The organism is Chachezhania antarctica (assembly GCF_003646465.1).
Classification (GTDB): Bacteria; Pseudomonadota; Alphaproteobacteria; order Rhodobacterales; family Rhodobacteraceae; genus Chachezhania; species Chachezhania antarctica.
This window is the reverse complement of record NZ_QZEX01000002.1, coordinates 206,714-232,736: the sequence shown is the minus strand read 5'-3', so window position 1 is coordinate 232,736 and position 26,023 is coordinate 206,714. Positions and strand designations below refer to the sequence as shown.

Genomic DNA, 26,023 nt, shown 5'->3' with positions numbered 1-26,023 from the left:
TTGCGACCGCTGCTCAGGATCCTTCGGCCCAGATCTTTTCGTAGACGGCCGCGATTCCCGCCGCTTCGGTCTGAATGCTGTAGCGGGTCTCGGCCGCGACGCGCGCGGCGCGGGACATGGTGTCCAGCCGTTCCGGATCGCTCAGGATCGCGTGGGCGGCTTCGGCGGCCTGGGGCGGGGTGACGATCTGGCCGGCGCCGGAATTGGCGGCCAGTTCGGCATAGGCCCCTGCATCCGTTGCCACGAAGGGCGTGCCGCTGGCCATGCCCTCCTGCGGGACGATGCCGAACCCTTCGCCCTTGGGCAGCTGCATCACCAGTGACGCGGCCTTCATGATCTGAAGCAGCCGGTCGTTGTCGACCAGCCCCGTGAATATGATCCGATCCGACAATCCGGCCTGCGCCACCTGTGTCTTGAGCGCGGCTTCGAACCCCGCATGCTGCCGCGTGGCCTTGCCGACGATCAGCGCTACCGCGCCGGGAAGCCGGGGCAGAAGCTCGATCATGGCGGCGACGAAGGCGTCGGTGCCTTTCTCGGGCCGCACCCGGCCGATGGTCGCGATGCCCATCGTGCCGCCATACCCCAACGCGTGCCACGCCGCGGCCCGGTCGGGCGCGGGGGTGAAGCGGTCGGTCACCACGCCATGCGGCACCACCTGGCGCACATGCGGGACCAGTTTCGCGGCCTTTTCGGTCGTGGCGATCACCGCGTCCATGCGCGAGATCAGCCACCGCGGCAGCGCCGAATGCCGGTGCTGCGCCGCGGACGTGAACAGGATCCTGATCGGCAGCCGCAGCACATCCCGGGCCCAGATGGCCGAGCGCATTTCCGTGTTCCGCCGCACGTGCCAGATCGCGAAGGGACGGCCTTCGGCGCCTTTCTGAGACAGTTCGCGCGCTTCCGAGACCGTGATCGGATCGGGGCAGCCCTCCAGCGGATAGCCCACCAGCCGCAGGTCGTATTGGCCTGCCTGCACCGGGACGAGGTTGGCGATGGTCGAGCCGACACCGGTGATGTTGCGGTTGAAATTGGTCACGAACAGTTCAGGCATCATCTCTCTCCAGCCCCAGCGCCGCCATCAAGGGCGCCAGCACCGCCTCCATCGCACCCTTGTCCGCGGATGTCACGAAGCCTTCCGCCGCGGATTGCACACGCGACCGCGCGCCGGGATCGGTCAGCCACAGGTCGGCGGTTTCGATGATGGCCTTGGCGTCGTGGACGTCCACCACGCCTCCGGTTTCGATCAATGGCGCGAAGGTTTCCGAGAAGTTGAACACATGCGGCCCGGTCATCACCGCAGCCCCTGCGCGGGCCGGTTCGAACGGGTTGTGCCCGCCCACCTTCGCCAGCCCGCCGCCCAGGAACACGACGGGGCAGAGCGTGTACCACAGCCCCGTCTCGCCCAGCGTATCGGCGAGGTAGACAGAGGTGTCGCCGGTCAGTGCCTCGTCCCGCGACCGGCGGGCCAGCGGGAGGTCCGCCGCGCGGATCAGCGTCTCGACATCGTCGCCGCGCTCCGGGTGGCGGGGGATGAGGATCAGGCACAGGTCGGGCCAGCGTTTCAGAAGCGCACGGTGGGCGTCGAGCACCACTTCTTCCTCGCCCGGATGGGTCGAGGACGCGGCCCAGACCGGGCGGCCTTGCAGCGCGGTCTGCATCCGGGCCAGCGCCTCGGGATCGACGGGCAGGGGGGCGCCCACGGATTTCAGGTTGGCTCCGGTGCGGATCCTGTCCGCGGGCGCGCCCATGTCGCGCAGGTAACCTTCCTGCTCGGCATTCTGCGAGATCAGGATATCGAAGCAGCCCATCAGCATCGCGGCCGATGCGGGCCGCTTGCCCCATGCCGTGCGCGATCCCTCGGAGAGCCGCGCGTTCAGCAGCGCCAGCTTCACGCCGCGCGCTTGCGTTTCCATCAGCGTGACGGGCCACAGTTCGCTTTCAACGAAGATCGCCGCCTCGGGCTGCCAATGATCCAGGAACCGGCGGACGGGGCCCGGGGCGTCCAGCGCCGCGAACTGGTGCCGGGTTCGCACCGGCAGACGGTCGGCCACGATCCTGGCGGAGGTCGCGGTGCCCGAGGTGAGAAGGAAGGACAGGTCGGGGCAGCGCCGTCCCATCTCGCCCATCACGCTGAGGACCGACAGGCTTTCTCCCACGGACGCGCCGTGAAACCAGATCAGACGGCCGTCGGGCCGGGGCACGGACGCATAGCCCAGCCGCTCCCGCTGGCGCACTTCAGACACGCCGCCCGCCGCCAGCTTTGCGGCAACCTTCCGATAGGCAATCGGCGCAAGGGCCCGCGTGGCCAGCCGGTAGACCCGGTAAAGCGCCGTGGGCGCAGGCATCAGCCGCCCGTGTGGCTCATGTGACGGGTCATCTGCCCGTCCAGCCGCTGTCGGGAGTAATCGAAATCGTGGCCCTTGGGCTTCAGCGCGATGGCGCCGCGGATCGCCTCTTCCAGGGGGGCATCATCCGTCGGATGGGCGCGCAGGGCGCCGCGCAGATCGGCGCGGTCTTCCTGGCCCAGGCACATGAAGATCTCGCCCGTGCAGGTCACGCGCACCCGGTTGCAGCTTTCGCAGAAATTGTGGGACAGCGGCGTGATGAAGCCGATCTTCTGGCCCGTCTCCTCCAGCCGCACATAGCGTGCAGGCCCGCCGGTGCGTTCGGCCAGATCGGTGACCGTGTAGTTCTCGGCATAGCGCGCGCGGACGTCCTTCAGCGACCAGTACTGATCCAGCCGGTCCTCGTTGCCGATATCGCCCATCGGCATGACCTCGATCCAGGTCAGGTCCATGTCACGCTCGGCGCACCATTCGGTGATGCGCGGCAGTTCGTCTTCATTGAAGCCCTTCAGCGCCACGGCGTTGATCTTGACCCGAAGGCCCGCCTTCTGCGCCGCGTCGACGCCGCGCAGCACCTGGGGCAGGCGGCCCCAGCGGGTGATGTCGGCGAATTTCTGTTCGTCCAGCGTATCGAGCGACAGGTTCACCCGCCGCACGCCGGTCGCGTAGAGGTCATCCGCGAAGCGTTCCAGCTGCGAGCCATTGGTCGTCAGCGTCAGCTCGTCCAGTGCGCCGCTTTCCAGATGCCGGCCCATGCCTTCGAAAAAGGTCATGATGCCGCGCCGCACCAGCGGTTCACCGCCGGTAATGCGCAGCTTCTTCACGCCAAGGTGGATGAAGGTGGAACACAGCCGGTCCAGCTCCTCCAGCGTCAGAAGCTCCTTCTTCGGCAGGAAGGTCATGTTTTCCGACATGCAGTAGACACAGCGGAAATCGCACCGGTCGGTGACCGAGACCCGCAGGTACGAGATCGCACGCTGGAACGGGTCGATAAGGGGGGCGGTATCGGACATGGACCAGAGGTATAACCGCGGGACCGAAGGTACAAGTGGCGGCGGTTAACGCTTGGCGATTGCGGGCGCGTGGAGCGGGCACTAGGGTGGGGGAATGCGTACCGCGATACTCCTTTCGACGGCCCTGATCCTGCTTGTGCCGGGCTGCGACTCGCTTGGGCAGAGCATGGCCAACGTGCCGATCCTGTCCAAGCTTTCGGGCACTCCCGATGACATCGGCCCGCCGGACGATGCGACGGGGATAGGCCAAGGCGTCTCGGCCGAAGACCAGGCGCGCGTCGATGCCGAAACGGACCAGGCCGAGGCCGCGCTTGCCGCGACCCCCGTCGCCGCGATCACGCCCAATCCCCCGCCGCCGCCCGCCGCAGGGGCCCAGCGTACGGTGGCGAGCCTTGGTGATCCGGCGAAACCGGGCCTGTGGCTGGAAACGCCGCTGGTGACGAGCGAACGCAAGGGCCGCATCATCGCCGCCGAAAGCGGGGTGGAGGCCACGGTCACGCTGATCCCGCTCGAAGGCCCCACGACAGGCAGCAGTCGGCTGTCGCTGCAAGCCATGCAGGTTTTGCGCGCGCCGTTGACGGAATTGGTTGAACTCGACGTCTACCCGGGTTGAACCGGCGCTTCGTTGCCCTGGTTACGGTGCGTGGAGACCACACACCCTACGGCGCGTTGCCCGCCGCTCCTGAACTTCTTTGGTTCCCAAGTACCTCGGGGGTTTGGGGGCAGAGCCCCCATTCCGGCAGGAAACGCACGCCCCACCGCTGCTCAAAGATGCCGCGCCGCCTCCTTGCGGGCGAAGGGCTTCATACCCGCGCCATGCACTTCTATCCATGCACGCGCGCGCTCGGGATCGTGGCGCGAGAGATCCCGCACCCACCAGGCGATGGCCTTCTGGATGAACCATGCCCGGTCGGGCACATAGGACGCGGCCCAGCCCAGGATCCGGTCGCGGGCGTCCAGTTCTTCGGGCTTGGGATGGTTCTGCCGGGCCCAGGGTAGCGTTGCCACAAGCGCCGCGCGGCGGGTCCACATGTGGTCGGAACGGGTCCAGATCTCAACCGTATCCAGCCGGGCGGGATCGGCGGTCAGCCGGCGGCGGATCGCTTCGCAGGCGTGGTCGGCGATGGCCCAGCTGTCGAAATCGGGCACCCAGCTTTGCGTCAGGTCCCAGACCGCGTCGTCGGGGCGGATGCGGGCCTGCGTCAACAGCTTGGCGGCGGCGACGCGGGCGTCGTGGATGTTGGTCTGCCAGAGTTCGTCCGCAAGCCGGGTGCGGTCATCGAGGGGCAGTTCGGCGCGCCAGGTTTTCACCAGGTCGGCGATCTGCGGGTTGCGCAGGCCCAGATGGCGGCGGTCGACCTTGTGGTAGGCCCTTGCCTGTTCGGCGCGCTCCGGGTCGGTGAGGGCTTCGAGCTGGGGGAGGTAGTCGTCGATCAGGGGCATGGAGATCCGTTCCGGGAAGGCGGCTTGGTGAACTCCGCCTCGTGATGTTTCTGGGCGAGGGGTGCCGGGAGGCCCGGCCGGATCAATGGGTCGGGGTGGGGTGGGGGCGCTGCCCCCGCCGCGCCTTGCGGCGCGACTCCCCCGGAGTATTTTTGAAAAGAAGAAACAGGGGACCGGTGCTTGGGGTGGGCGTAGGGTGCGTGGTCTCCACGCACCGTCATGTGTCGGCTGGGACGGGAATGCCCGTGGGCTTGCCGTCGATGGTGGCGGTGTTCTTCTCCTGCCAGTAAGCGGCGATGTCGTCGTCGGACTTGCCGTCGGTCCAGCGGTCGAGCGTGTCCCGGTGGCGCGGATTGTCCATGAAGGGCACCGCATAGCCGCAGGAGGTCTGCACCATGTCGACGCGCATGTCGTAGATCTGGCGGGCGCCGCGGTGGGCGGGGAAATGGGCCGAGAGATCCGCCCAGTCGTCATCGGTGCGGTGGACGGCCCGGGCGGTGCCGTAGGCGCGCAGGATCAGCGGGCGGGTGGTGAACGAGCACCACATCAGCGTCATCCGCGGGATTTCCCTCAGGTGGCCCGCGGTTTCATTGCCCGATCCGGTGATGTTCAGCCACAGGATCCGGTGCGGGTCCATGACACGAAGCGACTCCATGCCCTTGGGCGAGACGTTGACCCGGCCGTCCGGCCCGGCCGTGCCCACGAAGAACAGGGGCTGGTCTTCGATGAAGGCCTTGTGCGCATCCTCGATACTGTCGAACTGCTTGGCCATTTGTCTGGTCTCCTGCGTCTATTCCACCGTCACCGACTTCGCCAGGTTGCGCGGCTGGTCGACATCCGTGCCCTTGGCCACGGCGGTGTGGTAGGCCAGCTGTTGCGCGGGCACAGCATAGAGGATCGGGGCCAGATCCGCATGGACTTTCGGCATCGGGATTGCATGCCAGAGCCCGTCACCCGCCCGGCCGATGCCCCGTTCGTCGGAGATCAGGATCACCTTGCCACCGCGGGCGATGACCTCCTGCAGGTTCGACATGGTCTTGTCGAAAAGATCGTCATCGGGGGCCAGCACTACGACCGGCACATTGGTATCGATCAGCGCGATGGGGCCGTGTTTCAGCTCGCCCGAGGCATAACCTTCGGCGTGTATGTAGCTGATTTCCTTCAGTTTCAGCGCGCCTTCCATGGCCAGCGGATACATCGTGCCGCGGCCCAGGAAGAGGACGTCGCGCGCCTCCGACACCGCCATGGCGATGCGTTCGACGGTCTCGCCCAGATCAAGCGCGGTGTTCATCACCGCCGGCAGGCCCCGCAGCGCGGCGAGGCGGTCGGCGATCTGGTCCGCGCTCAGCGTGCCGCGGTCGCCGGCGGCTTTCAGGGCCAGCAGCAGCAGCACCGTCAGCTGGGCGGTGAAGGCCTTGGTGGAGGCGACGCCGATTTCGGGGCCCGCGTGCAGTTCCAGCACGGCCGAGCTTTCCCGCGCGATGGAGCTTTCGGGGACGTTGACGATGCCGAGGATCCGGTCTGCCTTGCCCTCGCAATAGCGCAGCGCCGCCAGCGTGTCGGCCGTCTCCCCGGATTGCGAGACGAAGAGTGCCACGGTGCCGTCCACCACCGGCGGCTCGCGGTAGCGGAATTCGGAGGCGACGTCGATTTCCACCGGGATGCGGGCCAGCTTTTCGAACCAGTATTTCGCCGTCAGGCAGGCGTTGAAGGCCGTGCCGCAGGCCGACATCACCAGACGGTCGACCTTCGCGAAGTCGACATCGATGCCGGGCATCTCGATCGCGTCGGCGCCCGCGGGCACGTAGGCGTTGATCACTTCGCTGATGACGGTGGGCTGTTCGTCGATCTCTTTCGCCATGAAATGGCGGTAGCCGGCCTTGTCGACGCGGGTGGCTTCGGCCCGGACTAGGCGGATCTCGCGGTTGGCGAGGTCTCCGTTCGCGTCGCGGATCTCGACCGAGGTTCGCGTGACCACGGCCCGGTCGCCGTCTTCAAGGTAGGTGATCCGGTCGGTCAGCGGCGCCAGCGCCACGGCGTCGGAGCCCACGTACATTTCCCCGTCGCCATGCCCGATGGCCAGCGGCGGGCCCATGCGGGCGATGACGATCAGGTCTTCTTCGCCGTCGAAGAGGAACGCCAGCGCGAACGCGCCGGACAGGCGGTCGATGGTGCGGTAGGCGGCATCGACGGGGGACAGGCCTTCGTCCATGTACCGCTGGGTCAGAAGGGCCACGATCTCGGTATCGGTTTCTGTCTCGAAGGTGACGCCCTGACCTTTCAGTTCGTCCTTCAGATCGCGGTAATTCTCGATGATGCCGTTATGGACCACCGCCACAGTGCGGCCGCGATGGGGATGGGCGTTGCCTTCGGTGGGCGCACCATGGGTGGCCCAGCGGGTGTGGCCGATCCCTGCCTTGCCGGCCAGCGGTTCATGCACCAGCTTGTCGGACAGGTTCACCAGCTTGCCTACCGCGCGTCGCCGGTCCAGCACGCCATGGTTGACCGTGGCGATGCCGGCACTGTCGTAGCCCCGGTATTCGAGCCGCTTCAGCGCCTCGACCAGAACGGGGGCGGCCTCGTGATCGCCCAGTACTCCGATGATCCCGCACATGGGGCTGCTCCTGTCAGTTTCTGACCCGTGCTTTGCGTGCCTTCAGCATGTCCATCAGCTTCTTGGCACGGCCGGGTTTGTTGTCTTGCTTGGCCCGCGCAATCGCCAGCGCGCCGGGGTCGACATCGCGGGTGATCACGGCGCCGGTGGCGGTCATCGCGCCATCGCCTACGGACACAGGCGCCACCAGCATCGTGTCGGACCCGATGAAAACGTTGTCGCCGATCTCCGTCCGGTGCTTGAAGACGCCGTCGTAATTGCAGGTGATGGTGCCGGCGCCGATATTGGTGTTCTTTCCGACACTTGCGTCGCCGATATAGGTCAGGTGATTGGCTTTCGACCCTTCGCCGAGGATGGCGTTCTTGATCTCGACGAAGTTGCCGACATGGACGTTTTCGGCCAGCTCTGCCCCCGGGCGCAGGCGGGCATAGGGGCCCACGACGGCGCCGCCCGACACGTGGCAGCCTTCCAGATGGCTGAACGCCCGGATGCGCGCGCCGGATTCTACCGTCACGCCGGGGCCAAAGACGACGTTCTGTTCAATCTCCGCATCGCGGCCGATCACCGTGTCGTAGGACAGGAACACGGTTTCGGGCGCGGCGAGTGTCACGCCCAGGTCGAGCAGTTGGGCGCGGGCGGTCTGTTGGAAGATCGCCTCCGCCTGGGCCAGATCGGCGCGGGAGTTCACGCCCAGCGTTTCGGCCTCGTCACAGGCCACGGCGGTGACGGAGAGGCCGCGGGCGCGGGCGATTTCGACGATGTCGGTCAGGTAGTATTCGGCCGATGCGTTATCGTTTCCCACGGCCGCGATCAGGTCGAACAGCATCGCCCGGTCGCAGGCGACAAGGCCCGAATTGCAGAAGGTGATGGCGCGCTCGGCCTCGGTCGCGTCCTTGTATTCGACGATGCGTTCCAAGCTTTCGCCATCCATCATCAGGCGGCCGTATCGCTTGGGATCGGCGGCTTCGAAGCCAAGGATCACAAGGTGATGGGTCTGCCGCGCGTCGATCATGCGTTGCAGTGTTTCATCCCGCACGAAGGGGGTATCGGCATACAGGACGACGACATCGCCGTTGAAATCCGCCAACGCGCCGCGGGCCTGATCCACGGCATGGGCCGTGCCCAGCTGATCTTCCTGCAGAACCACGTCCGATGTCTCGTCCAGATCGGCGGCCACAAGCGCCACCGCTTCGGCCCCGTGACCGGCGACGACGACGGTGCGTTCAGGCGCCAGCACGGCGCCGGTACGCATGGCGTGGGCCAGCATCGGCGCGCCCGCGATCTTGTGCAGCACCTTGGGCATTTCGGAGTTCATGCGGGTGCCCTTGCCGGCGGCAAGAAGGACGAGGGCGATGCTCATGTGACCGGGTAACCCTGTTGTTGCGCTTCGGGCCGTTTTAACTGGCCCTTGGGGGATAGCAAGGGACGCGCCCATCAAGATCGGTTGCGGCCTGAAACAGGTACGGGCAATGTCCTGCCGACCGGGTTTCAGGGCAGGGCAGACATGACGACTGTGATTTTCGATCTCGACGGGACGCTGGCGGATACGTCGGGCGATCTGATCGACGCGGCCAACCAGTGTTTCCGCGAGATGGGCCATGGCGATCTGCTGGTCTACGGACAGGACGCGAAGATCGCGTTGCGCGGCGGGCGCATGATGCTGCGGGCGGGTCTGACGCGCATCGGCCACCCGGCGGACGAGATCGAGGCGGTGTGCGACAGCCACTACGCCATGCTGCTGGAGGCCTATAGCGGCTGCCTGTCCCGGCACACGGTGATGTATCCCGGCGCGATGGACGCGGTGGAGGCGCTGCGCCGGGACGGTGTGAAGGTGGGCATCTGCACGAACAAGCCGGAAGAGCTGGCGCATCTGCTGCTGGTGGACCTCGGCGTGCGGGATGCGTTCGGCTCGCTCGTGGGAGCGGACACGCTCCCGGTCCGCAAACCCGATCCCGAACCCCTGCGCGAGGCGGTGCGGCGGGCCGGCGGCGATCCGGCGCGGTCCCTGCTGGTCGGCGACAGCGACACCGACCGCAACACCGCGCGGGCGGCAGGCGTGCCGTCGGTGCTGGTCACCTTCGGCCCGGCGGGCGAGGACATGGCCGCGCTGGAACCCGAAGCCCTGCTGGAGGATTTCGCCGATCTGCCACGGCTGACCGCGGCCCTGCTGCCGTAGGGTGCGTGGTTTCCACGCACCATTGCCAGTGAACCGGCGCCGTCCGACGGCAGCGCAGTCTGGCGTTGGGTGCGTGCTCTGCAGGCACCCTTACCGGACGCGAACCGTGATGGTGCGTGGAAACCACGCACCCTACGCCGGAACGGGACGACATGGCCCACTGCACGATGACGTCCTGCGCGTCGGCCGCGCGGCTTTCGCCCCGAATGCGACACCGGTACCGCATTGACCGCGTGCGCGCCCCGGCGCATGACTTCGCCTCATGACCGAACGTTTCACAGGCCAGTTCACCCAGCAGGAACCGATCCCCGACGAGGCGATCGAAGCCGCAATGCGCGTCCTGCAACACGGGCGCCTGCACCGCTACAACACCGTCGGCGGGGAAACGGCGGAAGCCGCGCTGCTGGAACAGGAATTCGCGGCCTATACCGGCGCCAAGTATTGCCTTGCGGTGGCCTCGGGCGGCTATGCGCTGGCGACGGCCCTGCGCGCGGTGGGTGTGAGCCACGGTGACACGGTCCTGACCAACGCGTTCACTCTGGCCCCGGTGCCGGGGGCGATTGCGTCGGTCGGTGGCGTGCCGGTCTTCGTGGGCGTGACGGAAGACCTGACCATCGACCTGGACGATCTTGAGGCGAAGGCGCCGGACGCGAAGGTGCTGATGCTGTCCCACATGCGCGGGCATATCTGCGACATGGACCGGCTGATGGAGATCTGCACCGCCGCCGGCGTGACGGTGATCGAAGACTGCGCCCACACGATGGGCGGGGCGTGGAACGGGGTTGCCTCGGGACGGCACGGGGCGGTGGCCTGCTATTCGACGCAGACCTACAAGCATATGAACTCGGGCGAGGGCGGGCTGCTGATCACCGATGACGAAGACATCGCCGCACGGGCGGTGCTGCTGTCGGGGTCCTACATGCTCTACGAACGTCACCTCGCTGCGCCCCCGAAGGAGGCTTTCGAGCGGGTGAGATATGAGACGCCCAACATCTCGGGCCGGATGGACAACCTGCGCGCGGCGATCCTGCGGCCGCAACTGCGGGATATCGAGGCCCAGATCGACCGTTGGAACGAACGCTACCGGGCGCTGGAAGACGGTCTGCGCGACACGGGCGGGCTGACGGTGGTCGAACGGCCCGGGGCCGAGCGATATGTCGGATCGTCTTTCCAGTTCCTGCTGCTCGACTGGGCGCCCGGCAAGATCCGCGACGTGCTGGCGCGCACGGCCGCGCGGGGGGTGGAGCTGAAATGGTTCGGCGCCGATGAACCGGCGGCCTTCACCTCGCGCTACGATCACTGGCGCTATGCACCGTCTGACCGGATGCCGGCATCGGACCGCGTGCTGGCCAGCATCATGGATGTGCGCGTGCCGCTGACCTTCAGCCTGGACGATTGCGCCCAGATCGCGCGGATCATCCGCGCCGAGGTGAGCGCCGTCCACCAAAAGGGGTAGGGTGCGTGCTCTGCACGCACCCTACCACGGTAAACGCACGGATGGTGCGTGCAGAGCACGCACCCTACGGGCTTGGGCGTCCCTCGCGCCGAAACCGCAAATGGCGGGGGTTCGGGCGCGTCTGCTTCTGCCGATCAGATATAGGTAGCCGGGTTCTGGTCGCTGTATTGCGTTCTGCGCAATGAATTCCGTAAGGTGAAACGTCCGGATGTGAGGTACAGCGCATGAGCGACAGTGACGGCAACGGCAGCGGCGGGGTGCGCGCGCTGGATGCGGCGCTGGGATTGTTGCAGGCGATGGCAGCCTTGCCCGGCCCGGCGAGCCTGTCGGACATCGCGCGTGCGGCCAACGTCCCGCCCAGCCGGGCACATCGCTACCTTGCCTCGTTCCTTGCCGCCGGCCTGGCCGAGCAGGCGGGCCGGTCGGGCAAGTACGACCTGGGGCCGGGCGCGTCGGCGCTGGGGCTGGCGGCCATCGCGCGTCACGATTTCGTTAACCGCGCGGCCGAATCGCTGGCGGCCCTGTGCGACCAGACCGCGATGACGGGGCTGATCGCCGTCTGGGGGACCGCAGGGGCCACGGTGGTGCGCTGGCAACGCACACGGATGCCGGTGATCACCTCGATGGGGCTGGGCACGACGATGCCGCTGCTGAACTCGGCCACGGGCCGGGCCTTTCTTGCGTGGTCGGCGCCCGCGCCGATCCTGTCGGTGCTCGATTCCGAACTGCGCCGCGCCGCGGAAACGCCGGGGCTGATCCCGGATCTGGACGCCACACCCGCGGGCGTGGCCAAGATGAAAGAGCAGGTCCGCGCGCAGGGCTTCGCCGCGGTCGAGGGGCGGTTCATTCCGGGGCTGGTGGCCATCGCCGCGCCGGTGCTCGACTGGCAGGAGGAAGCGCAGGCCGTCGTCACGCTGGTGGGCACCGACACGGGGGCGATCCTCCCCGGCTCGGACGCGGTGACGGCGCTGCAGACGTTCTGCCGGCAGCAGTCGCTGCGCACGCCGGGACGCAGGTGAAGGCGCGCGTCAGCCGATCTTCTTGAAGCCTTCGAGCCCTTCCTCGGTGCCGTATTCCTCGATCTGGAGGCGGTGCTCCTCGGCGATGAAACTGTCGAACTGCGCCTGGCTCACCCGGTCGCGCACGGCGATGTAGAAGATCCCCAGCGCGCCCGCCGACACGATCAGCGAATCCCACGGCGAGGGGATGGCCGCGATCCCGCCGCCATAGACGCCAAGATAGGACATCACGGCCATGCCCAGCAGGTAGGGCCCGAACCAGATCACGCCGCGGGGGTGCAGATCCTCGCGCCCGATAAAGGCGAGACGAATGAAGAACAGGACAAGCCCCAGCGCCAGCAGGATCATCAGCCGCCAGGTCGTGTCCCAGCCCGACCAGTAGACCATCAGCGACGCGATCACGAAGCCCGCGGGCGCCAGAACACCGGCGGCGGGCAGACGGAAGGGCCGTTCGTAATCCGACGCCAGCGAGCGCAGCGCGATGACCGAGATCGGGCCGGACACGAAGGACAGGATGATCGCGGCGCCGTTCAGGGCCACGATTTCTGTGAAGGGCATGGTGAACATCATCACCAGCGACACGAAGAAGTTCAGGATCAGCGCCCAGAGCGGCACACCGTAGACGTTGAGCTTGGCGAAGATGGCGGGGAACACGCCGTTATTGGCCATCGCCATCGCCAGACGGCCGTTCGACCCCGTCGACACCAGTCCGCCGCCCATCGGCGCCACCACGGCGGCGACGTTCAGCAGGCTGACCATCCACAGGATGCCAAGCGCCGCGGCCAGCGCGCCCAGCGGCCCGAGATCGGAATCGAAGCTGAGCGAGTTCCACCCGGCCGTGAAATCGGAACTGTCGACCGCCCCCATGAAGGCAATCTGCAGGCCGCCGTAGACGAACAGGCAGATCAGCACGGCGCCGATCAGCGCCAGCGGGATGGTGCGCTGCGGGTTGATCGTCTCGCCCGCCATGTCGACGGCATGGCGGAAGCCCACGAAGGCGAACACGACCCCGCCCGAGGCCACGGCGGCAAAGACACCAGACATGCCATAGGGCAGGAAGCCGCCGTACTGGGTGAAGTTGGCACCGTCGAAACGATCGGCGATCAGCATCACGATGATGATCACCGGGACCACCAGCTTGAACCACGTGATGGTCGTGTTGATGCGGGCGAACCACTTCACGCCAAACGCGTTGACGACCGTGAACAGCGCCAGCAGGACCATCGCCGTGATCTGCCCCGGCAGGGTCATCCCGCCGTTCGGGTTCTTGTGGATCCAGGGCAGCCATTCCGAGGCATAGGTCAGCGATGCCTCGACCTCGATCGGGGCGGTGGTGCAATAGCCGGCCCACGCCGTCCACCCGACCAGCATGGCCAGCAAGCGACCGTGGCTGAACTGGGGCATCCGCGCGATGCCGCCCGCCACGGGGAAGAGCGTCGCGAATTCGGCCAGCGCCAGCGCCAGCAGCATCATCGCCACGGCGCCGATCAGCCAGGCGATCAGCGCACCCGGCCCGGCAAGCTGGCTTGTCAGCAGGGGCGCGAACAGCCACCCCGATCCCAGCACGCCGCTGACCGCGACGAAGGTCAGGCCGACAAGGCCGATTTTCCGTTGCATTGCCATGACTGTGTTCCTCGCACCCTGTCGCGGTCGGCCCGGTCTCTGGCTCGCCCTCCCGGTCCCCTGCGCGAGGTCTCCGGGCAGCCGCCTGCATGACCGCATCCGCAGGCGTTGGCCACGTGGCGAGCACGCCGGCTTCCGTGCACTTTTCATGACGGCTTGCCGTTTGGGAACCCCGTTCGATACCGGTGTTGCAGGGAAGACGCTTGATTTCGCGGCAGGGCGCAGGGCGCGTCAGGCCGTTTCGTCGTCCTCTTCGGCCCACCGAAGCAGGTCATGGCCCGAGGCCGGTTTGTGGGACACCGACGAAAACGGCCTTTGCTCTTCGGCCCAGCCGATTGCGTTCATGCCCGAATGCTCCGCCCCGAGGGGCTGCATGTCGTCTTCCTGCGCGACGAAGCGGCGGAGCAGGCCGGCGAAGAAGCCGAGCTCCGCCCGGGATTGCGCCAGGGCTCCGGCGCGGGCGCCGACGATTTCGGCCTGCTCCTCCGACATGATGGTGTTCATGGTGTGATCGCAGAGCTCGAGACAGGGATGCACGAGATCGACCAGCGCGCGAACGGCAAGTTCCTCCCGCTCGTCACGGAGCGATTCGGTCCGGTAGCGGGGCAGGAAGATGCTTTCCAGGTTGCCGAAGGCGCGGGTGAAACGGATGGTGACGGTCTGAACGCCATCGCGGGCGAAATCGGCCAGTACGCGCATGCCGACAAGGAACAGCCCCGGCATCTTGACCATCGTGTCCGAGGACGCGGCAGCCTGGTCGGAGCTTTCGCGCGGCAGGGCCGGTTCGATGGCATGGCAGACCGGCGCGCCAACCACTTCGCGCAGCGGCGTTTCGCCTTGAAAGTAGATCCGGGCATAGTGTGTCGCGTGCTTCATCTGCACCGATTCCACCCACCATTCGGTGCTGTCGCAGCGGCGACGCATGGTGACTGTCAGCTTTTTTCCGGATCCTGCGGGGATGGGATCATTCATGTTACCGGGCACCTCGAAACCGAGCCATGGCTCGCAAGAAATAGGACGACTTGGTTAATAAGTGGTTAGCCAAGCGCCCGGTGTGCGAGGAATTGGTTAATTCCGGCTTGCAATGCTTGGGGTTCCGGCCCGTGGGATCCCTTGAGTCGCCGCGAAAGGGGAGCCGGATCTGCGCTGCGGGGCGCATGTCCGGGCCTCGTCCAGCGGGGATTTCGGGTCGTTGGCGATTGTCATGATGCGGAGAAAAGGGTTAGCATTTCATGAGCGTACCGGTCGCGGCACGGGACGAAGATCCCACTCGCGTCTGTCTGAGCTGCGGTGGAATCGCTTCTGGGGGAGGCGGATTTACCGGCGTCGATCATTGCGGAGCTTTCGGGTTTCCAGGGGGCGGCGAGGGCCGAAAGGCCAGGGAGAGTGAGTGCGATGAAGGAATCTGTGCCGCCCCAGGTCGTGGTCGGTATTGCCGCATCCGCAGGTGGATTCGAGGCGATGACCTCGCTGGCCCAGCATCTCGGCACGGATCTGCCGTGCGCCTACGTGCTGGCCCAGCACATGTCGCCCAAGCACAAGAGCCTGCTGTCGACGTTGCTATCGCGCGAGACTGCGCTGAATGTGGTCGAAGTCACCCGGTCGATGACGCTTGAAGCGCAGACGATCTATGTCTCGACGCCGGGCTACGACATCACCGTCAGCGGCGGCTGCGTGCACCGCGAACTGCCCCGTGGCCACCCGGCCGAGCCCAAGCCCTCGGCCGACCGCCTGTTCGCCTCGATCGCCAAGTCCTCGAGGGAACTCAGCGTCGGCATCGTGCTGTCGGGCACGGGATCGGACGGATCCTACGGCGTGCAGGACATCCGCGAGGCGGGGGGCATCACGATCAGCCAGGACCCGTCATCGTGCAAGTACGACACGATGCCGGTCTCGGCCGTGGAAACCGGCTGCATTGACCTGGTGCTGACCCCCCGCCAGATCGGCGAGCACCTTGAGACGATTCTCGCACGGCCGCGCAACCTTCAGGCCCTTCAGGATTCGCTCAACAGCCACAGCGAATACAACGACCTGTTCCAGATCCTTCTGGCCCGCACCCGGGTCGATTTCCGCGAGTACAAGGAAAACACCATCAACCGCCGCATCCAGCGGCGCATGGTGGCCAAGGGGATCGAACGCTACGACGATTACGTGGCGCTCTGCCGTGCGTCGACCGACGAGGTCGATGCGCTCTACCGCGACCTGCTGATCTCGGTCACGCGCTTCTTTCGCGATGCCGAGCAGTTCGTCACTCTTGGCGATGCGATCAATCGGCTGGTCAAAGACCGCGGCGAGGAAAAGATCCGGGTCTGGGTGCCGGGCTGCGCCAGCGGCGAGGAGGTCTACTCCATCGCCATCCTGATCTGCGAAGCGATGGGCGGGCCGGGGCAGGTCGATGGCGCGCGCGTGCAGATCTTCGCCACCGATATCGACGAGGCCGCCCTGGGCCGGGCACGGGCGGGCGTCTATCCGCTGTCGGCGCAGGCCGACATTCCGGAGGCGTACCTGTCGCACTATTTTTCGATCTCGGACAGTGCGGTGTCCGTGTCGCCTGAGCTGCGCAAGCTGGTGCTGTTTTCCAAGCACAACGTGTTCCAGGATCCGCCCTTCGTCGATATCGACATAATTTCGATCCGCAACACCCTGATTTACTTCGATACCTCTCTGCAGGAGCGCGTGCTGGGCCGGCTGCATTACGCGCTGCGGTCCGAAGGGCTGATGTTCCTGGGCATGTCAGAAAACCTGGGCTCGATCGAGCCGTTCTTCGAGGCGGTCTCGGACCGCGCGCGGGTTTTCCGCCAGAACACCCGGACGCGGTTCGCCAGCTCGGGCGGCATCATGCCGGCAAGCTGGAACATGCCGACACCCCGGCCTCGCGCACGGGAGGCGCACGGGACGCGTGACGAATTCCGGCGCAAGTTCGAACAGATCTGCTCGGCCGTGGCGCCGACCGGATTCCTGACCAACTCCCGGCGCGAGATCCTCAAGATCTTCGGCGATCTGACCGAATTCGGCGCGATGACGGATTCGCTGCGCGATCGGCTCAACACCAACATCCTGCGCTCGCCTCTGGCGGCGGAGGCGTCGAGCCTCATCCCGCTGAGCCTTAAGCACAACAAGGCCCGGCAGGGATCGTGGCGCGAACTGGAAGGGCGCGGCTTCAATCGCGTCCGGCTGCATGCCTACCCGGTGGGCGACAGCGACGAAGCCGAGGCGCTGGTGCTGGTCTCTATCGAGACCGAGATGGCCGAGCTGAGCACGCCATCCCGCCACGACGAGGAGGATTTCGAATACACCACCCATCTGGAAAACGAGCTGGCCCGCGCGCGGGAGGCGCTGCAGGTGACGACCGAGGAATTGCAGACCTCGAACGAGGAGCTGCAATCCACGAACGAGGAGCTGCAATCCGCCAACGAGGAATTGCAATCGACGAACGAGGAGCTCGAGACCTCGAACGAGGAACTGCAATCCACGAACGAGGAACTGATCACGGTCAACGAGGAGCTGCTGATCAACTCGGAGGAGCTGAATACGACCGCCGCGGAACGCGCGGGCATCCTTGTCGCGCTTCCTCTGCCACTGCTGACGGTCGATCAGGGGCTGGTAATCCGCAACGCGTCCTATGGCGGGCGGGAGCTGTTCGGGCTGTCGGACAGGGGCAACCATTTCGGGCACCTGAGCCAGATCGATCTGCCGGAAGGTTTCCCGCGGGTGCTGGATATCTGCGCCGATGTCCTGAAGACTCGGAAAGGGCATTCGTCGGTCTTCGTGTCCAAGGGCACGCATTACGAGTTGCGGATCGGCCCCTACTTCCTGCGCAACGATGAACTGGCGGGCCTGACGCTGGTGCTGCTGGGCATGCCGCAGGTCGAGGAAGTGGCCCGCACGATCCGGTCCTTCGGCGACATCGCGACGTGGGAAGTGGATTTCGACACCGAAAGCTTCAGATGGTCGGAGGAACTCTTCCGCATGTTCGGGGCGCCCGCCGAAAGCGGGTTGCAGGCAATCGACGACATGCTGGACGAGTACTTTCCCGACGACGGCGAAAGGTTGCGGGAGTCGATCGACGAGGCGATCGGCGCAGGGTCGACCTTCCGGACAACCGCGCGAGGGGTCCGCAGGGACGGCAGCACCTTCCTGCTGGAACTTGCCGGATCGACCCTGCGCGCCACCGAAGGCACGCCGGCGCGTATGGTGGGCGTGGCCCGGAACGCGACCATGACGACGGGGAACAATCTGATCCTGCAGCATCTTCTGGAGGTGCAGGCCGAGACGGGGGTGGGATATTTCTCGTACGATGCGGAAAACGATATCCCGTTCCTGACCGGCAGTCTGTTCGTCGAACGCGCCCTTGCGCCCGCCGCGGCCAGCGGGCTGGACCAGATGCTGGACATCATCGCCGCGGGCGACCGCGACCGGGTCGAAGCCGCGTTCCGCACGGCGATCACGGACGGACAGGCATTCGCGGTGACGGCGGACCTGGCAACGCCGCGGCGCGGCGCAGCGCGGATCCGGTGCGAGGGCAAACCTCATTTCGGCCACGACGGCACGGTCAGCCATGTTTTCGGCGCGATGGTGGAACTCGTCGACGCCTGACCGCGCGTGCCCGTATTGGCTGGGGTTGGCAATGCGTCGGCGCCGGATCGCCCGCGCCGCGCTCCCGCCCGCCCACCCCGCGCGGCGCGGGCGATCCGGAACCCGGATTGGCTGATGTCGGTCGGAGCTCGGGCTCACCACGGAGAGGGACATCCTCTCCACGAACCCGCCATCGCTTGGGCTGCCTGAGCCATCGACGCCCCCGCATCAAGGGCAAGCCGCCCGTGCCGGGCGGGGCTGCGCCCCCTTGACACGGGGCCGACGACGGCTCCGGGACGGCAGCGCGACGGCGGCTCCGTGGAGAGGATTGGCTTCGGCGGTCAGGTCTTGCCGCGGCGGCGGAGGAGGTAGGTGTCCATGATCCAGCCATGGGCGGCCCGGGCCCGGGCGCGGGTTTCGACGATGTCGGGGGCGATGTCGGGGAGGGGACCGTGCCGGAGGACCTGTTCTTCCATGCCGAGATAGGCGCCCCACCAGATGTCGAGATCAGGGGCGGTGAGGGTCTGGAAACTGCAGTCGGCGTCCAGCATGACGACCGTGGTGTCGACGTCCTTGGGCCAGCCAGTTTCGGTGAGGCGGCGGCCTGTGGTGACCGTGACGGGACCGCCAAGCGTGTTGAAGGGGATCGCGTGGGCGGCCGTCAGGGCCTGAAGCGCGGTGATGCCGGGGATGACGCGGATCTGGGGTTCGGGCTCCAGCCGGGCGGCGATGCGCAGCGTGCTGTCATAGAGCGACGGGTCTCCCCATACAAGCAGGGCGATGGGGCCTTCGGGTGTGCCGGCGGCTTCGATGGTTGCGCGCCAGCGCGCCGCGATCTCGTCATGCCAGCGCCGGACGCGGGTGAGGTAGGGGAGGGCCGGGTCGCGGGTGGGGTAGTCGAACCCGGCGACCTTGGCCGTGGCGCCCGCGTCTTCCAGGATCCGGTGGCGGAGATGGGCGAGATCGTCTTTGGCCGGACCTTTCCGGGGCACGAGGATCAGCGCCGCCTCCCGCAGCGCCTTCTTGGCTTCCATCGTCACGTGGTCCGGGTTGCCCGTGCCGATGCCGATGAGCGAGAGCTGGATCACGGCCTGTGATCCTGCGCCAGAGGGCCGTAGAGGATCAGCGCCGGGTGCGCGCTGGTCGTGTCCTTCAACCGGTCGGCCAGGTCGGCGACGGTGGTGCGCAGCAGGCTTTGATGTTCGGTGCTGACCGCCTCGGCCAGAAGGGCGGGCGTGTCGCCGGGCAGGCCGTGGGCGATGAGTGCCTGGGCCAGCGCGGGGAACGTTCGCTTGCCCATGTAGACCACCGTGCTGGCGGCCGGGTCGGCGAGCGCCGCCAGGTCGATGTCGCGGGGAAGCTGGCCCGTCACGTCGTGGCCCGTCACGAATTGCACGCGGCGGGCGGTGAGCCGGCGGGTCAGCGGGATGCCCGCGGCGGCGGCGGCGGCGCAGGCAGAGGGCACGCCGGGCACGATCTCGTACGGGATGCTGGCCGCGCGGATCGCGGTGAGTTCTTCTTCCAGCCGGCCGAAGAGGCCCGCATCGCCGGATTTCAGGCGTACGATCCGGCCGCCTTCGGCCGCGTAGTCCGTCAGCAGGCGGCTGACATGGTGCTGCTTGGGCGACGGGCGCCCGGCACGTTTGCCGACGCCGATCAGGTCGGCGCCGGGCCGGGCATGGGACAGTATCGCGCCCGAGGACAGGTCGTCGAACAGCACCACGTCGGCGCGTTTCAGGCGGTCGACGGCCTTGAGCGTCAGGAGTTCGGGGTCGCCGGGGCCGGAGCCCACGAAGCTGATGAAGCCGGTCATTCGGGCTCTCCCGCGATCATGTGGAAGAACGTCCCCGTCACGTGGCCGCGGTGGGAGCCTGTCTCGGGAACCGGGTTTCCGTCGGCATCGGCCACCTGCGCGAGCGGCGCGTCGGGCTGGGCGAGGATGGTGGAGTAGTGGAATTCGTGACCGCGCAAGGCCGCGCCGGGCGCGTGGCCGGGCATCGGCGCCTGTAGATGCGCGCGGCGGTAGCCCAGGTGGAACTTGCGCTTTTCGTAGCTGGTGACGAGGCCGAGGAGACCGGCCATTTCGTGGCGCGTGCCGTTCTTGTCGATCAGCGCCTCTCCCAGGGCCATGTAGCCGCCGCATTCGCCGTGGACGGGCTTGGTTTCGGCATGTTTGCGGAGTCCGGCGCGGTAGGTCTGCGCCGCGGCGAGGGGGCCCGCGTGAAGCTCCGGATAGCCGCCCGGCAGCCAGACGAGGTCGGCGTCGGGCGCGGGGGCCTCATCGGCCAAGGGCGAGAAGGGCAGGATTTCGGCGCCGGCCCGGTGCCAGCCTTCCAGCAGGTGCGGATAGGTGAAGGAGAACGCGGCGTCTCGCGCCAGCGCGATGCGTTGTGCGGGCGGAACCGGCAGGGGGCCTGCCGCGACGCCCGCGTTGCAGGCGGCGGCGGCGCGGATCGCCTCCAGATCCACGTGCTCGCGCAGGAACGTGGCATAGCCCGCGATGGCAGCATCGAGATCGGGATGTTCGACCGCCTGGATCAGGCCCAGATGGCGTTCGGGCAGGGTCAGGTCTCCGCGCCGGGGCAGGACACCCAGCACGGGCAGGCCTGCGCGTTCCATGCCAAGGCGGATCAGGCGTTCATGGCGGGGGCTGGCGCAGCGGTTCAGGATGACGCCGGCGAAGGGCAGATCGGGGGCGTAATTGCGGAACCCCAGGGCGGTCGCGGCAGCGGATTGCGCCTGTCCACCGACATCCAGCACCAGCACCACCGGCCAGCCCATGCGGCGGGCCGTCTCGGCGCTGGAGCCCATGCCGGTCAGGCCCCGGGTCGCCACGCCGTCGTAGAGGCCCATGGAGCCTTCGGCCACGACGATATCGGCGCCCGCGGCCTCGCCCGCGATGGCGGTCAGCAGGTCGGGCGCCATGGCCCATGTGTCGAGGTTGAAGGACGACCGGCCCGCGGCGGCCAGGTGAAAGGCCGGGTCGATGTAATCGGGGCCGGATTTGAAGGGCTGGACGGTCAGCCCGTCCTCGGCCAGCGCGCGCAGGAGGCCCAGCATGACGGTGGTCTTGCCGGTGCCCGAGGCGGGGGCCGAGATCATGAGGCCGGGGGGAAGGATCATGTCAGTCATCTCCGTGTTGCCATTCCGACCATTCACTGTCGGCGCTTTGCGGACGGTAGCGGCGGTCGTAGTCGGCGGCGTAGAGGCGGCTTTCGGTGAACGCCTCGGCCCCGATGGCCCGGCCGACGAGGATCAGCGCGGTGCGCTTGATGGTCGGGTCCAGCGCCGCTTCGATGGTGGCGAGCGTCGCGCGCTGGATGGTCTCGTCGGGCCACGAGGCGCGGAAGACCACGGCGACAGGGCAATCGGGGCCGTAGAAGGGCGTCAGGTCCGTCACCACGCGGGGCAGGTTCTGGATCGACAGGTGCAGTGCCAGCGTGGCGCCGGTCGCGGCGAAGTTGGCCAGGGTCTCGCCGTCCGGCATGGCGCTGGCGCGGCCCGAGGTGCGGGTCAGGATCACCGATTGCGCGACGCCCGGCAGCGTGAGTTCGGTGCCAAGGGCCGCGGCGGCGGCGGCAAAGGACGGCACGCCGGGGGTGACGGTGAAGGGGATGTCCATTGCCTTCAGGCGGCGGATCTGTTCGCCCATGGCCGACCAGACCGACAGGTCCCCGGAATGCAGCCGCGCGATGTCGTGGCCCGCCGCGTGGGCCGCCGCGATCTCTGCCATGATGGCATCCAGATCCATCGGGGCGGTGTTCACGATCTTTGCGCCTTCGGGGCAATGGCCCAGCACCGCCTCGGGCACCAGCGATCCGGCATAGAGGCAGACCGGGCAGGCGGCGATCAGGTCGCGGCCGCGGAGCGTCAGCAGGTCGGGCGCGCCGGGGCCGGCGCCGATGAAATGGACGCTCATGTCGCGTCTCCTTCGGCCAGGGCGCAGGTCGCCATCCGGTCTTCGGATACCGCGCGGCGGGCCACCAGCCGCGCGCCGGGACCGGCGGCGGCAAGGGCTGCGGCCTCGGCCACCGAACCGGTGCCGCGGAACAGGAAGGCCACCGCGGAATGGGATTCGACCGGGGCCGCGCGCAGATCGCGGGGCGGGATATGGACGACCGGAACGCCAAGCGCGCGGGAAAGGCTCTGCAGCGCCGGGGCATCGCATTTGTCCTCGGGCGCGGCCAGAACGCTGGCGGTCGCTTCGCCCCCCGCGGCGGTCAGCGCGTCGCGCAGGCTTGCCTCGGTTGCCGCACCGCGAAATCCGAACCCGGCAACGATCATAGGGTCGCGCTCCATTGTACGATGGGCCGCGACGGCGTCCAGCCGCGGCGGGTGCCCAAGGGCTCCATCTGCGCAAGGTCGATGCGCATCAGGTCGCCGCCAAGGCGGGCCTGCCAGTCAGTCAGCAGGGATTCGGTTTCCAGCGTGACCGAGTTGGCGACGATCCGGGTGCCCTTCTGCAGGCGGTTGGAAAGCGCCTCCAGCAGATCACCCGACAGCCCGCCGCCCACGAAGACCGACCGGGGCGCATCGCCCCACAACTCCGGCGTGTCGAGCGCGCTGAGCGCATCCGTCTCCAGGATCCCCAGCCGGTGTTCGACACCGAAGGCCCGGGCGTTGCGCCGGATGCGCGCCGCGCGTTCGGGATCGCGTTCGATGGTCACGGTCGAGGCATGGGGATGGCTGAGGCACCATTCGATGGAGACCGAGCCGGACCCGCCGCCGATATCCCACAGCCGCGCGCCGGGCACGGGGGCCAGCGCCGAAAGCGTCAGCGCGCGGATCGGGCGCTTGGTCAGCTGGCCATCGTTTTCGAACAGGTCGTCGGGGCGCCCGGCGGATGTTTGCAGCGACGCGCCGCCGCCCGCGACGCGGAATGCCACGCAGAGCGGTGACCGCAGGCCCTTCGCGTCGATCCTGTCGGCGCGGGTTTCGGTGATGCGTTCGCGCGGGCCGCCAAGGGCTTCCATGATGTGCACCGGGCTGGCGCCGAAACCTCGGGTCGTCAGCCATTCACCCAGCGATTTCACCGCGTCGGCGCCGGTCAGGAAGGTGATGATCCGTTCGCCCGGCCCGATATGGCGGCGCAGCCGGTCCAGCGGCGCGGCATGCAGGCCCATGCAGGTGATCCGCTCCATCGGCCAGCCAAGGCGCGCGGCGGCCAGCGTGAAGGTCGAAGGCCCGGGCAGGGCGCGCCATTCGTGGGGTTCGAGGTGCCGGGCCAGCACGGACCCGGCGCCGAACCAGAACGGATCGCCCGAGGCCAGCACCGCAACCTTCTGACCGCGCAGGGATTTCAACTTGGGGATGCCGTTGGCAAAGGGCACGGGCCACGCGATGCGCGGGGTGGCGTATTCCAGCACGTCCGACACCAGGTCCAGGTGCCGCGGCGGGGCCATGACGGTATCTGCCGCCTGCAGTGCGGATAGGCTTGCGGGCGGCAGGCAATCGGGTCCATCCTCGCCAATACCGATTATGGTCAGCCACGGAGCGTCAGCCATGGAACCTTACCTTCTGATTCTGGGCGGCACGGCCGAGGCCAGCGCCCTTGCGGCGCAGGTGAGCCAATGGGGCGTGCGCGCCGTCTATTCCTATGCCGGCCGTGTGGCGGCGCCGAAAGAACAACCCATCCCGACCCGCATCGGCGGCTTCGGAGGGGCAGAGGGGCTGGCCGAATACATCCGGTCCGAAGGCATCACCCACATGGTCGACGCGACGCACCCCTTCGCGGCGGCGATGAGCAGCAATGCCGTGAAGGCCTGTGCCATGACACGCACCGCGTTGATCGCGTTGAGCCGCCCCGCATGGGTGGCGCAGCCGGGCGACAACTGGCAAAGCGTCAGGGGCGTGGGCCGCGCCATGGCCGCACTGGGCGAAACCCCGCGCCGGGTGTTCCTGGCCACGGGCCGGCAGAACCTTGAGGTCTTCGCCAAGGCCCCGCAGCATTTCTACCTTCTGCGGCTGGTCGATCAGCCGGACGGGCCGCTGCCCTTGCCCAATGTGCATGCCGAAATCGCGACCGGCCCCTTCAATGTCGCCAGCGACCGTGCGCTGCTGGAAGAGCACAAGATCGACGTCGTCGTGTCGAAGAACGCGGGCGGCACGGGTGCGCGCGCGAAGCTCGATGCCGCGCGGGCGCTGGGGCTGCCCGTGATCATGATCGAGCGTCCGGAAATGCCGGAACGGCACGAGGTCCATGACCTCGACGCGATCTACACCTGGCTGGCTCATGCCGGGACCGATCTGGGCGTGTAGACGATAGGGGCAAGCCCCGGCCGTTCGACGATCCGCGTCCGGGAGGAGCCCACGATCACCACCGTCCGCATGTCGGCCATTTCCGGCGTGGCGAGCGTCAGCGGGACGGTCAGGATGTGTTCGTCGGGCGTGGAGACCGCACGGGCGAAGATGACGGGCCGCGCGTCGCCGCAGGCGTCGCGCAGGATCTCCAGCGTGCGGGCGAAGCCTTCGGGGCGGGATTTCGACCGCGGGTTGTAGAAGGCCATGGCAAAATCGGCCTCGGCCGCGAGCCTCAGGCGGCGTTCGATCAGGTCCCAGGGCTTCAGATTGTCCGACAGGTTGATGGCGCAGAAATCGTGGCCTAGCGGAGCGCCCGCGCGTGCGGCTGCCGCCAGCATTGCCGTGATGCCGGGCAGGACCGCGATGTCGAGCGTCAGCCACTCCTTGGGTCCAGCCTCCAGCGCCTCGTAAACCGCGGCAGCCATGGCGAAAACGCCGGGATCACCCGAGGAGACAACGGCCACGTGCCGGCCTTCTGCGGCCATGCTCAGCGCATGGGCGGCGCGGTCGGCTTCCACCCGGTTGTCGGTCGCGTGCTTCACCAGCCCGGGCCGGTCGGGCACGCGGGCGACGTAAGGAATGTAGCCCACGATGTCCGTGGCGCGGGCCAGGGCATCCGTCGCCTCGGGCGTGACCAGCGTCTCGGCACCGGGGCCGAGGCCCACGATACGGACCGAACCGCTCACGGGCGGCGTCCCTGTCCGTGGACCACCACGATGGAGAAATAGGGCGTGGGTTTCTCGTGCACCTCGGACAGGCGCGCGACGGTTTCGTCGGGCATCGCGGCGTGCTGGATCAGCCACGCATCGTCGAAGCGGCCCGCGGCCTTCAGCGCGCGCACCACCTTGTCGAAGGTGCGGCCCAGCTTCATCACGACCACCGCGTCGGCATCTTTCATCCGCGCGGTCATCACGTCTTCGGGCAGGGTGCCGGCCAGCACGGTCAGCACGTCGTCACCCCATGTGACCGGCATGTCCGTGGCCGTCCACGCCGCCGACATGCCCGTGATCGCGGGCACGATCTTCACCGGCGCGATGCCTGCGAGACGGGAATGGAGATGCATGAACGAGCCATAGAAGAACGGATCGCCTTCGCAGAGCACGACCACGTCTTCGCCCTTCGCGCTCAGCGCGGTCAGATGCGCGGTGCACTCGGTATAAAAAGCCGAAAGGATCTGGTTGTAGCGCGGATCGCTGACGGGGATTTCGGTGGTGACCGGGTATTCCATCGCGTGTTCCACGGCGTCCGGGTGCAGCATGCCGTTGACGATCCGCCGCGCCTGTCCCGACCGGCCTGCCTTGCGGAAGAAGGCGATATGGCGGGCGTTCCGGACCAGCCGATCGGCACGTACGCTCATCAGGTCCGGGTTGCCGGGGCCAAGGCCCACGCCGTGGATCGTGCCTTGGGCGACGGTGCCCCCATCGGTTTCGAACTCTGCCATCACGTCCTTGTCCATGCC

The 26,023-nt window shown here is 67.6% G+C and carries 23 protein-coding genes; 6 read left to right on the top strand and 17 right to left on the bottom strand.

Annotated elements, in window-relative coordinates; translation table 11 throughout:
- Positions 1–13: 13 nt before the first annotated feature.
- From D4754_RS04900 to moaA, 3 genes are read right to left on the bottom strand one after another with little or no spacing between them, the layout of a single operon-like run.
- Positions 14–1,051, bottom strand: coding sequence for a glycosyltransferase family 4 protein (locus tag D4754_RS04900; RefSeq protein ID WP_121061806.1), 1,038 nt, complete (start codon positions 1,049–1,051; stop codon positions 14–16).
- Positions 1,044–2,345, bottom strand: a complete 1,302-nt coding sequence (locus tag D4754_RS04895; protein WP_121061805.1) for a 3-deoxy-D-manno-octulosonic acid transferase — start codon at positions 2,343–2,345, stop codon at positions 1,044–1,046. Before D4754_RS04895 ends, D4754_RS04900 begins: the two co-directional genes overlap by 8 nt.
- Positions 2,345–3,358, bottom strand: coding sequence for a GTP 3',8-cyclase MoaA (gene moaA, locus D4754_RS04890; protein ID WP_121061804.1), 1,014 nt, complete (start codon positions 3,356–3,358; stop codon positions 2,345–2,347). Before moaA ends, D4754_RS04895 begins: the two co-directional genes overlap by 1 nt.
- Before the next feature lie 94 nt (positions 3,359–3,452).
- Here moaA and D4754_RS04885 point away from each other — a divergent pair, with 94 nt between their 5' ends.
- Positions 3,453–3,971 (top strand): hypothetical protein, encoded by a 519-nt coding sequence (locus D4754_RS04885; RefSeq protein ID WP_121061803.1) that lies wholly within the window; start codon positions 3,453–3,455, stop codon positions 3,969–3,971.
- Between the two features lie 152 nt (positions 3,972–4,123).
- Here the strand turns inward: D4754_RS04885 and D4754_RS04880 are convergent, their stop codons facing one another.
- The 4 genes from D4754_RS04880 to glmU all read right to left on the bottom strand — a co-directional run bounded on the left by D4754_RS04880 (position 4,124) and on the right by glmU (position 8,775).
- Complete coding sequence (locus D4754_RS04880; RefSeq protein WP_121061802.1) at positions 4,124–4,801, bottom strand: DNA alkylation repair protein; 678 nt, start codon at positions 4,799–4,801, stop codon at positions 4,124–4,126.
- A gap of 217 nt (positions 4,802–5,018) precedes the next feature.
- The gene (locus D4754_RS04875; RefSeq protein ID WP_121061801.1) at positions 5,019–5,573 is read right to left on the bottom strand and encodes a pyridoxamine 5'-phosphate oxidase family protein; all 555 of its coding nucleotides are present in this window, start codon (positions 5,571–5,573) and stop codon (positions 5,019–5,021) included.
- Positions 5,574–5,591: 18 nt separating this feature from the next.
- Complete coding sequence (gene glmS, locus D4754_RS04870) at positions 5,592–7,415, bottom strand: glutamine--fructose-6-phosphate transaminase (isomerizing) (protein WP_121061800.1); 1,824 nt, start codon at positions 7,413–7,415, stop codon at positions 5,592–5,594.
- A gap of 13 nt (positions 7,416–7,428) precedes the next feature.
- Positions 7,429–8,775, bottom strand: coding sequence for a bifunctional UDP-N-acetylglucosamine diphosphorylase/glucosamine-1-phosphate N-acetyltransferase GlmU (gene glmU / locus D4754_RS04865; RefSeq protein ID WP_121061799.1), 1,347 nt, complete (start codon positions 8,773–8,775; stop codon positions 7,429–7,431).
- Positions 8,776–8,919: 144 nt separating this feature from the next.
- On the opposite strand from glmU, the gene D4754_RS04860 reads away from it, so the two are divergent.
- The 3 genes from D4754_RS04860 (at position 8,920) to D4754_RS04850 (ending at position 12,066) form a co-directional block, all read left to right on the top strand.
- Complete coding sequence (locus tag D4754_RS04860; protein ID WP_121061798.1) at positions 8,920–9,591, top strand: HAD-IA family hydrolase; 672 nt, start codon at positions 8,920–8,922, stop codon at positions 9,589–9,591.
- A gap of 262 nt (positions 9,592–9,853) precedes the next feature.
- Positions 9,854–11,047 (top strand): DegT/DnrJ/EryC1/StrS family aminotransferase, encoded by a 1,194-nt coding sequence (locus D4754_RS04855; RefSeq protein ID WP_121061797.1) that lies wholly within the window; start codon positions 9,854–9,856, stop codon positions 11,045–11,047.
- A gap of 224 nt (positions 11,048–11,271) precedes the next feature.
- The gene (locus D4754_RS04850; protein WP_121061796.1) at positions 11,272–12,066 is read left to right on the top strand and encodes an IclR family transcriptional regulator; all 795 of its coding nucleotides are present in this window, start codon (positions 11,272–11,274) and stop codon (positions 12,064–12,066) included.
- A gap of 9 nt (positions 12,067–12,075) precedes the next feature.
- Here D4754_RS04850 and D4754_RS04845 read toward each other — a convergent pair whose 3' ends face one another.
- Together D4754_RS04845 and D4754_RS04840 are read right to left on the bottom strand one after the other, a co-directional pair.
- A complete protein-coding gene (locus tag D4754_RS04845) occupies positions 12,076–13,689 on the bottom strand; it encodes an APC family permease (protein ID WP_121061795.1) in 1,614 nt (537 codons plus the stop codon).
- A gap of 231 nt (positions 13,690–13,920) precedes the next feature.
- The gene (locus D4754_RS04840; protein WP_121061794.1) at positions 13,921–14,613 is read right to left on the bottom strand and encodes a hypothetical protein; all 693 of its coding nucleotides are present in this window, start codon (positions 14,611–14,613) and stop codon (positions 13,921–13,923) included.
- 471 nt (positions 14,614–15,084) lie between these two features.
- Here D4754_RS04840 and D4754_RS04835 point away from each other — a divergent pair, with 471 nt between their 5' ends.
- Positions 15,085–18,285, top strand: coding sequence for a chemotaxis protein CheB (locus tag D4754_RS04835; RefSeq protein ID WP_121061793.1), 3,201 nt, complete (start codon positions 15,085–15,087; stop codon positions 18,283–18,285).
- A 320-nt stretch (positions 18,286–18,605) separates the two neighbouring features.
- Here the strand turns inward: D4754_RS04835 and cobF are convergent, their stop codons facing one another.
- Genes cobF through cbiE form a run of 6 tightly spaced genes read right to left on the bottom strand, consistent with a single transcriptional unit; the run spans position 18,606 to position 23,768 of the window.
- Positions 18,606–19,352, bottom strand: coding sequence for a precorrin-6A synthase (deacetylating) (cobF, locus tag D4754_RS04830; RefSeq protein WP_121061792.1), 747 nt, complete (start codon positions 19,350–19,352; stop codon positions 18,606–18,608).
- Positions 19,349–20,077: a uroporphyrinogen-III C-methyltransferase gene (cobA, locus tag D4754_RS04825; protein WP_121061791.1), complete on the bottom strand. Its 729-nt coding sequence runs from the start codon at positions 20,075–20,077 to the stop codon at positions 19,349–19,351. Before cobA ends, cobF begins: the two co-directional genes overlap by 4 nt.
- Positions 20,074–21,396 (bottom strand): cobyrinic acid a,c-diamide synthase CobB, encoded by a 1,323-nt coding sequence (locus D4754_RS04820; RefSeq protein WP_121061790.1) that lies wholly within the window; start codon positions 21,394–21,396, stop codon positions 20,074–20,076. Before D4754_RS04820 ends, cobA begins: the two co-directional genes overlap by 4 nt.
- On the bottom strand, positions 21,389–22,183 hold the full coding sequence (gene cobM, locus D4754_RS04815) for a precorrin-4 C(11)-methyltransferase (RefSeq protein ID WP_121061789.1): 795 nt from the start codon (positions 22,181–22,183) through the stop codon (positions 21,389–21,391). Before cobM ends, D4754_RS04820 begins: the two co-directional genes overlap by 8 nt.
- The gene (locus D4754_RS04810) at positions 22,180–22,563 is read right to left on the bottom strand and encodes a cobalamin biosynthesis protein (protein WP_338031137.1); all 384 of its coding nucleotides are present in this window, start codon (positions 22,561–22,563) and stop codon (positions 22,180–22,182) included. Before D4754_RS04810 ends, cobM begins: the two co-directional genes overlap by 4 nt.
- Positions 22,545–23,768 (bottom strand): precorrin-6y C5,15-methyltransferase (decarboxylating) subunit CbiE, encoded by a 1,224-nt coding sequence (cbiE, locus tag D4754_RS04805; RefSeq protein WP_121061787.1) that lies wholly within the window; start codon positions 23,766–23,768, stop codon positions 22,545–22,547. Before cbiE ends, D4754_RS04810 begins: the two co-directional genes overlap by 19 nt.
- On the opposite strand from cbiE, the gene D4754_RS04800 reads away from it, so the two are divergent.
- A complete protein-coding gene (locus tag D4754_RS04800; protein WP_121061786.1) occupies positions 23,767–24,522 on the top strand; it encodes a cobalt-precorrin-6A reductase in 756 nt (251 codons plus the stop codon). The genes cbiE and D4754_RS04800 overlap by 2 nt on opposite strands.
- On the opposite strand, the gene cobJ is transcribed toward D4754_RS04800, so the two are convergent.
- Both cobJ and cobI read right to left on the bottom strand, forming a co-directional pair.
- A complete protein-coding gene (gene cobJ / locus D4754_RS04795) occupies positions 24,495–25,250 on the bottom strand; it encodes a precorrin-3B C(17)-methyltransferase (protein ID WP_121061785.1) in 756 nt (251 codons plus the stop codon). The genes D4754_RS04800 and cobJ overlap by 28 nt on opposite strands.
- A complete protein-coding gene (gene cobI, locus D4754_RS04790; RefSeq protein ID WP_240453754.1) occupies positions 25,247–26,020 on the bottom strand; it encodes a precorrin-2 C(20)-methyltransferase in 774 nt (257 codons plus the stop codon). The genes cobJ and cobI overlap by 4 nt, the downstream gene beginning before the upstream one ends.
- Positions 26,021–26,023: the final 3 nt, after the last annotated feature.

Excerpts from the sequence above, each read along its gene's own strand:
- D4754_RS04900 (WP_121061806.1), bottom strand. The coding sequence starts at position 1,051 with ATGCCTGAACTGTTCGTGACCAATTTCAACCGCAACATCACCGGTGTC.
- D4754_RS04895 (WP_121061805.1), bottom strand. The coding sequence starts at position 2,345 with ATGCCTGCGCCCACGGCGCTTTACCGGGTCTACCGGCTGGCCACGCGG.
- moaA (WP_121061804.1), bottom strand. The coding sequence starts at position 3,358 with ATGTCCGATACCGCCCCCCTTATCGACCCGTTCCAGCGTGCGATCTCG.
- D4754_RS04885 (WP_121061803.1), top strand. The coding sequence starts at position 3,453 with ATGCGTACCGCGATACTCCTTTCGACGGCCCTGATCCTGCTTGTGCCG.
- D4754_RS04880 (WP_121061802.1), bottom strand. The coding sequence starts at position 4,801 with ATGCCCCTGATCGACGACTACCTCCCCCAGCTCGAAGCCCTCACCGAC.
- D4754_RS04875 (WP_121061801.1), bottom strand. The coding sequence starts at position 5,573 with ATGGCCAAGCAGTTCGACAGTATCGAGGATGCGCACAAGGCCTTCATC.
- glmS (WP_121061800.1), bottom strand. The coding sequence starts at position 7,415 with ATGTGCGGGATCATCGGAGTACTGGGCGATCACGAGGCCGCCCCCGTT.
- glmU (WP_121061799.1), bottom strand. The coding sequence starts at position 8,775 with ATGAGCATCGCCCTCGTCCTTCTTGCCGCCGGCAAGGGCACCCGCATG.
- D4754_RS04860 (WP_121061798.1), top strand. The coding sequence starts at position 8,920 with ATGACGACTGTGATTTTCGATCTCGACGGGACGCTGGCGGATACGTCG.
- D4754_RS04855 (WP_121061797.1), top strand. The coding sequence starts at position 9,854 with ATGACCGAACGTTTCACAGGCCAGTTCACCCAGCAGGAACCGATCCCC.
- D4754_RS04850 (WP_121061796.1), top strand. The coding sequence starts at position 11,272 with ATGAGCGACAGTGACGGCAACGGCAGCGGCGGGGTGCGCGCGCTGGAT.
- D4754_RS04845 (WP_121061795.1), bottom strand. The coding sequence starts at position 13,689 with ATGGCAATGCAACGGAAAATCGGCCTTGTCGGCCTGACCTTCGTCGCG.
- D4754_RS04840 (WP_121061794.1), bottom strand. The coding sequence starts at position 14,613 with ATGCGTCGCCGCTGCGACAGCACCGAATGGTGGGTGGAATCGGTGCAG.
- D4754_RS04835 (WP_121061793.1), top strand. The coding sequence starts at position 15,085 with ATGAAGGAATCTGTGCCGCCCCAGGTCGTGGTCGGTATTGCCGCATCC.
- cobA (WP_121061791.1), bottom strand. The coding sequence starts at position 20,077 with ATGACCGGCTTCATCAGCTTCGTGGGCTCCGGCCCCGGCGACCCCGAA.
- D4754_RS04820 (WP_121061790.1), bottom strand. The coding sequence starts at position 21,396 with ATGACTGACATGATCCTTCCCCCCGGCCTCATGATCTCGGCCCCCGCC.
- cobM (WP_121061789.1), bottom strand. The coding sequence starts at position 22,183 with ATGAGCGTCCATTTCATCGGCGCCGGCCCCGGCGCGCCCGACCTGCTG.
- D4754_RS04810 (WP_338031137.1), bottom strand. The coding sequence starts at position 22,563 with ATGGAGCGCGACCCTATGATCGTTGCCGGGTTCGGATTTCGCGGTGCG.
- D4754_RS04800 (WP_121061786.1), top strand. The coding sequence starts at position 23,767 with ATGGAACCTTACCTTCTGATTCTGGGCGGCACGGCCGAGGCCAGCGCC.
- cbiE (WP_121061787.1), bottom strand. The coding sequence starts at position 23,768 with ATGGCTGACGCTCCGTGGCTGACCATAATCGGTATTGGCGAGGATGGA.
- cobI (WP_240453754.1), bottom strand. The coding sequence starts at position 26,020 with ATGGACAAGGACGTGATGGCAGAGTTCGAAACCGATGGGGGCACCGTC.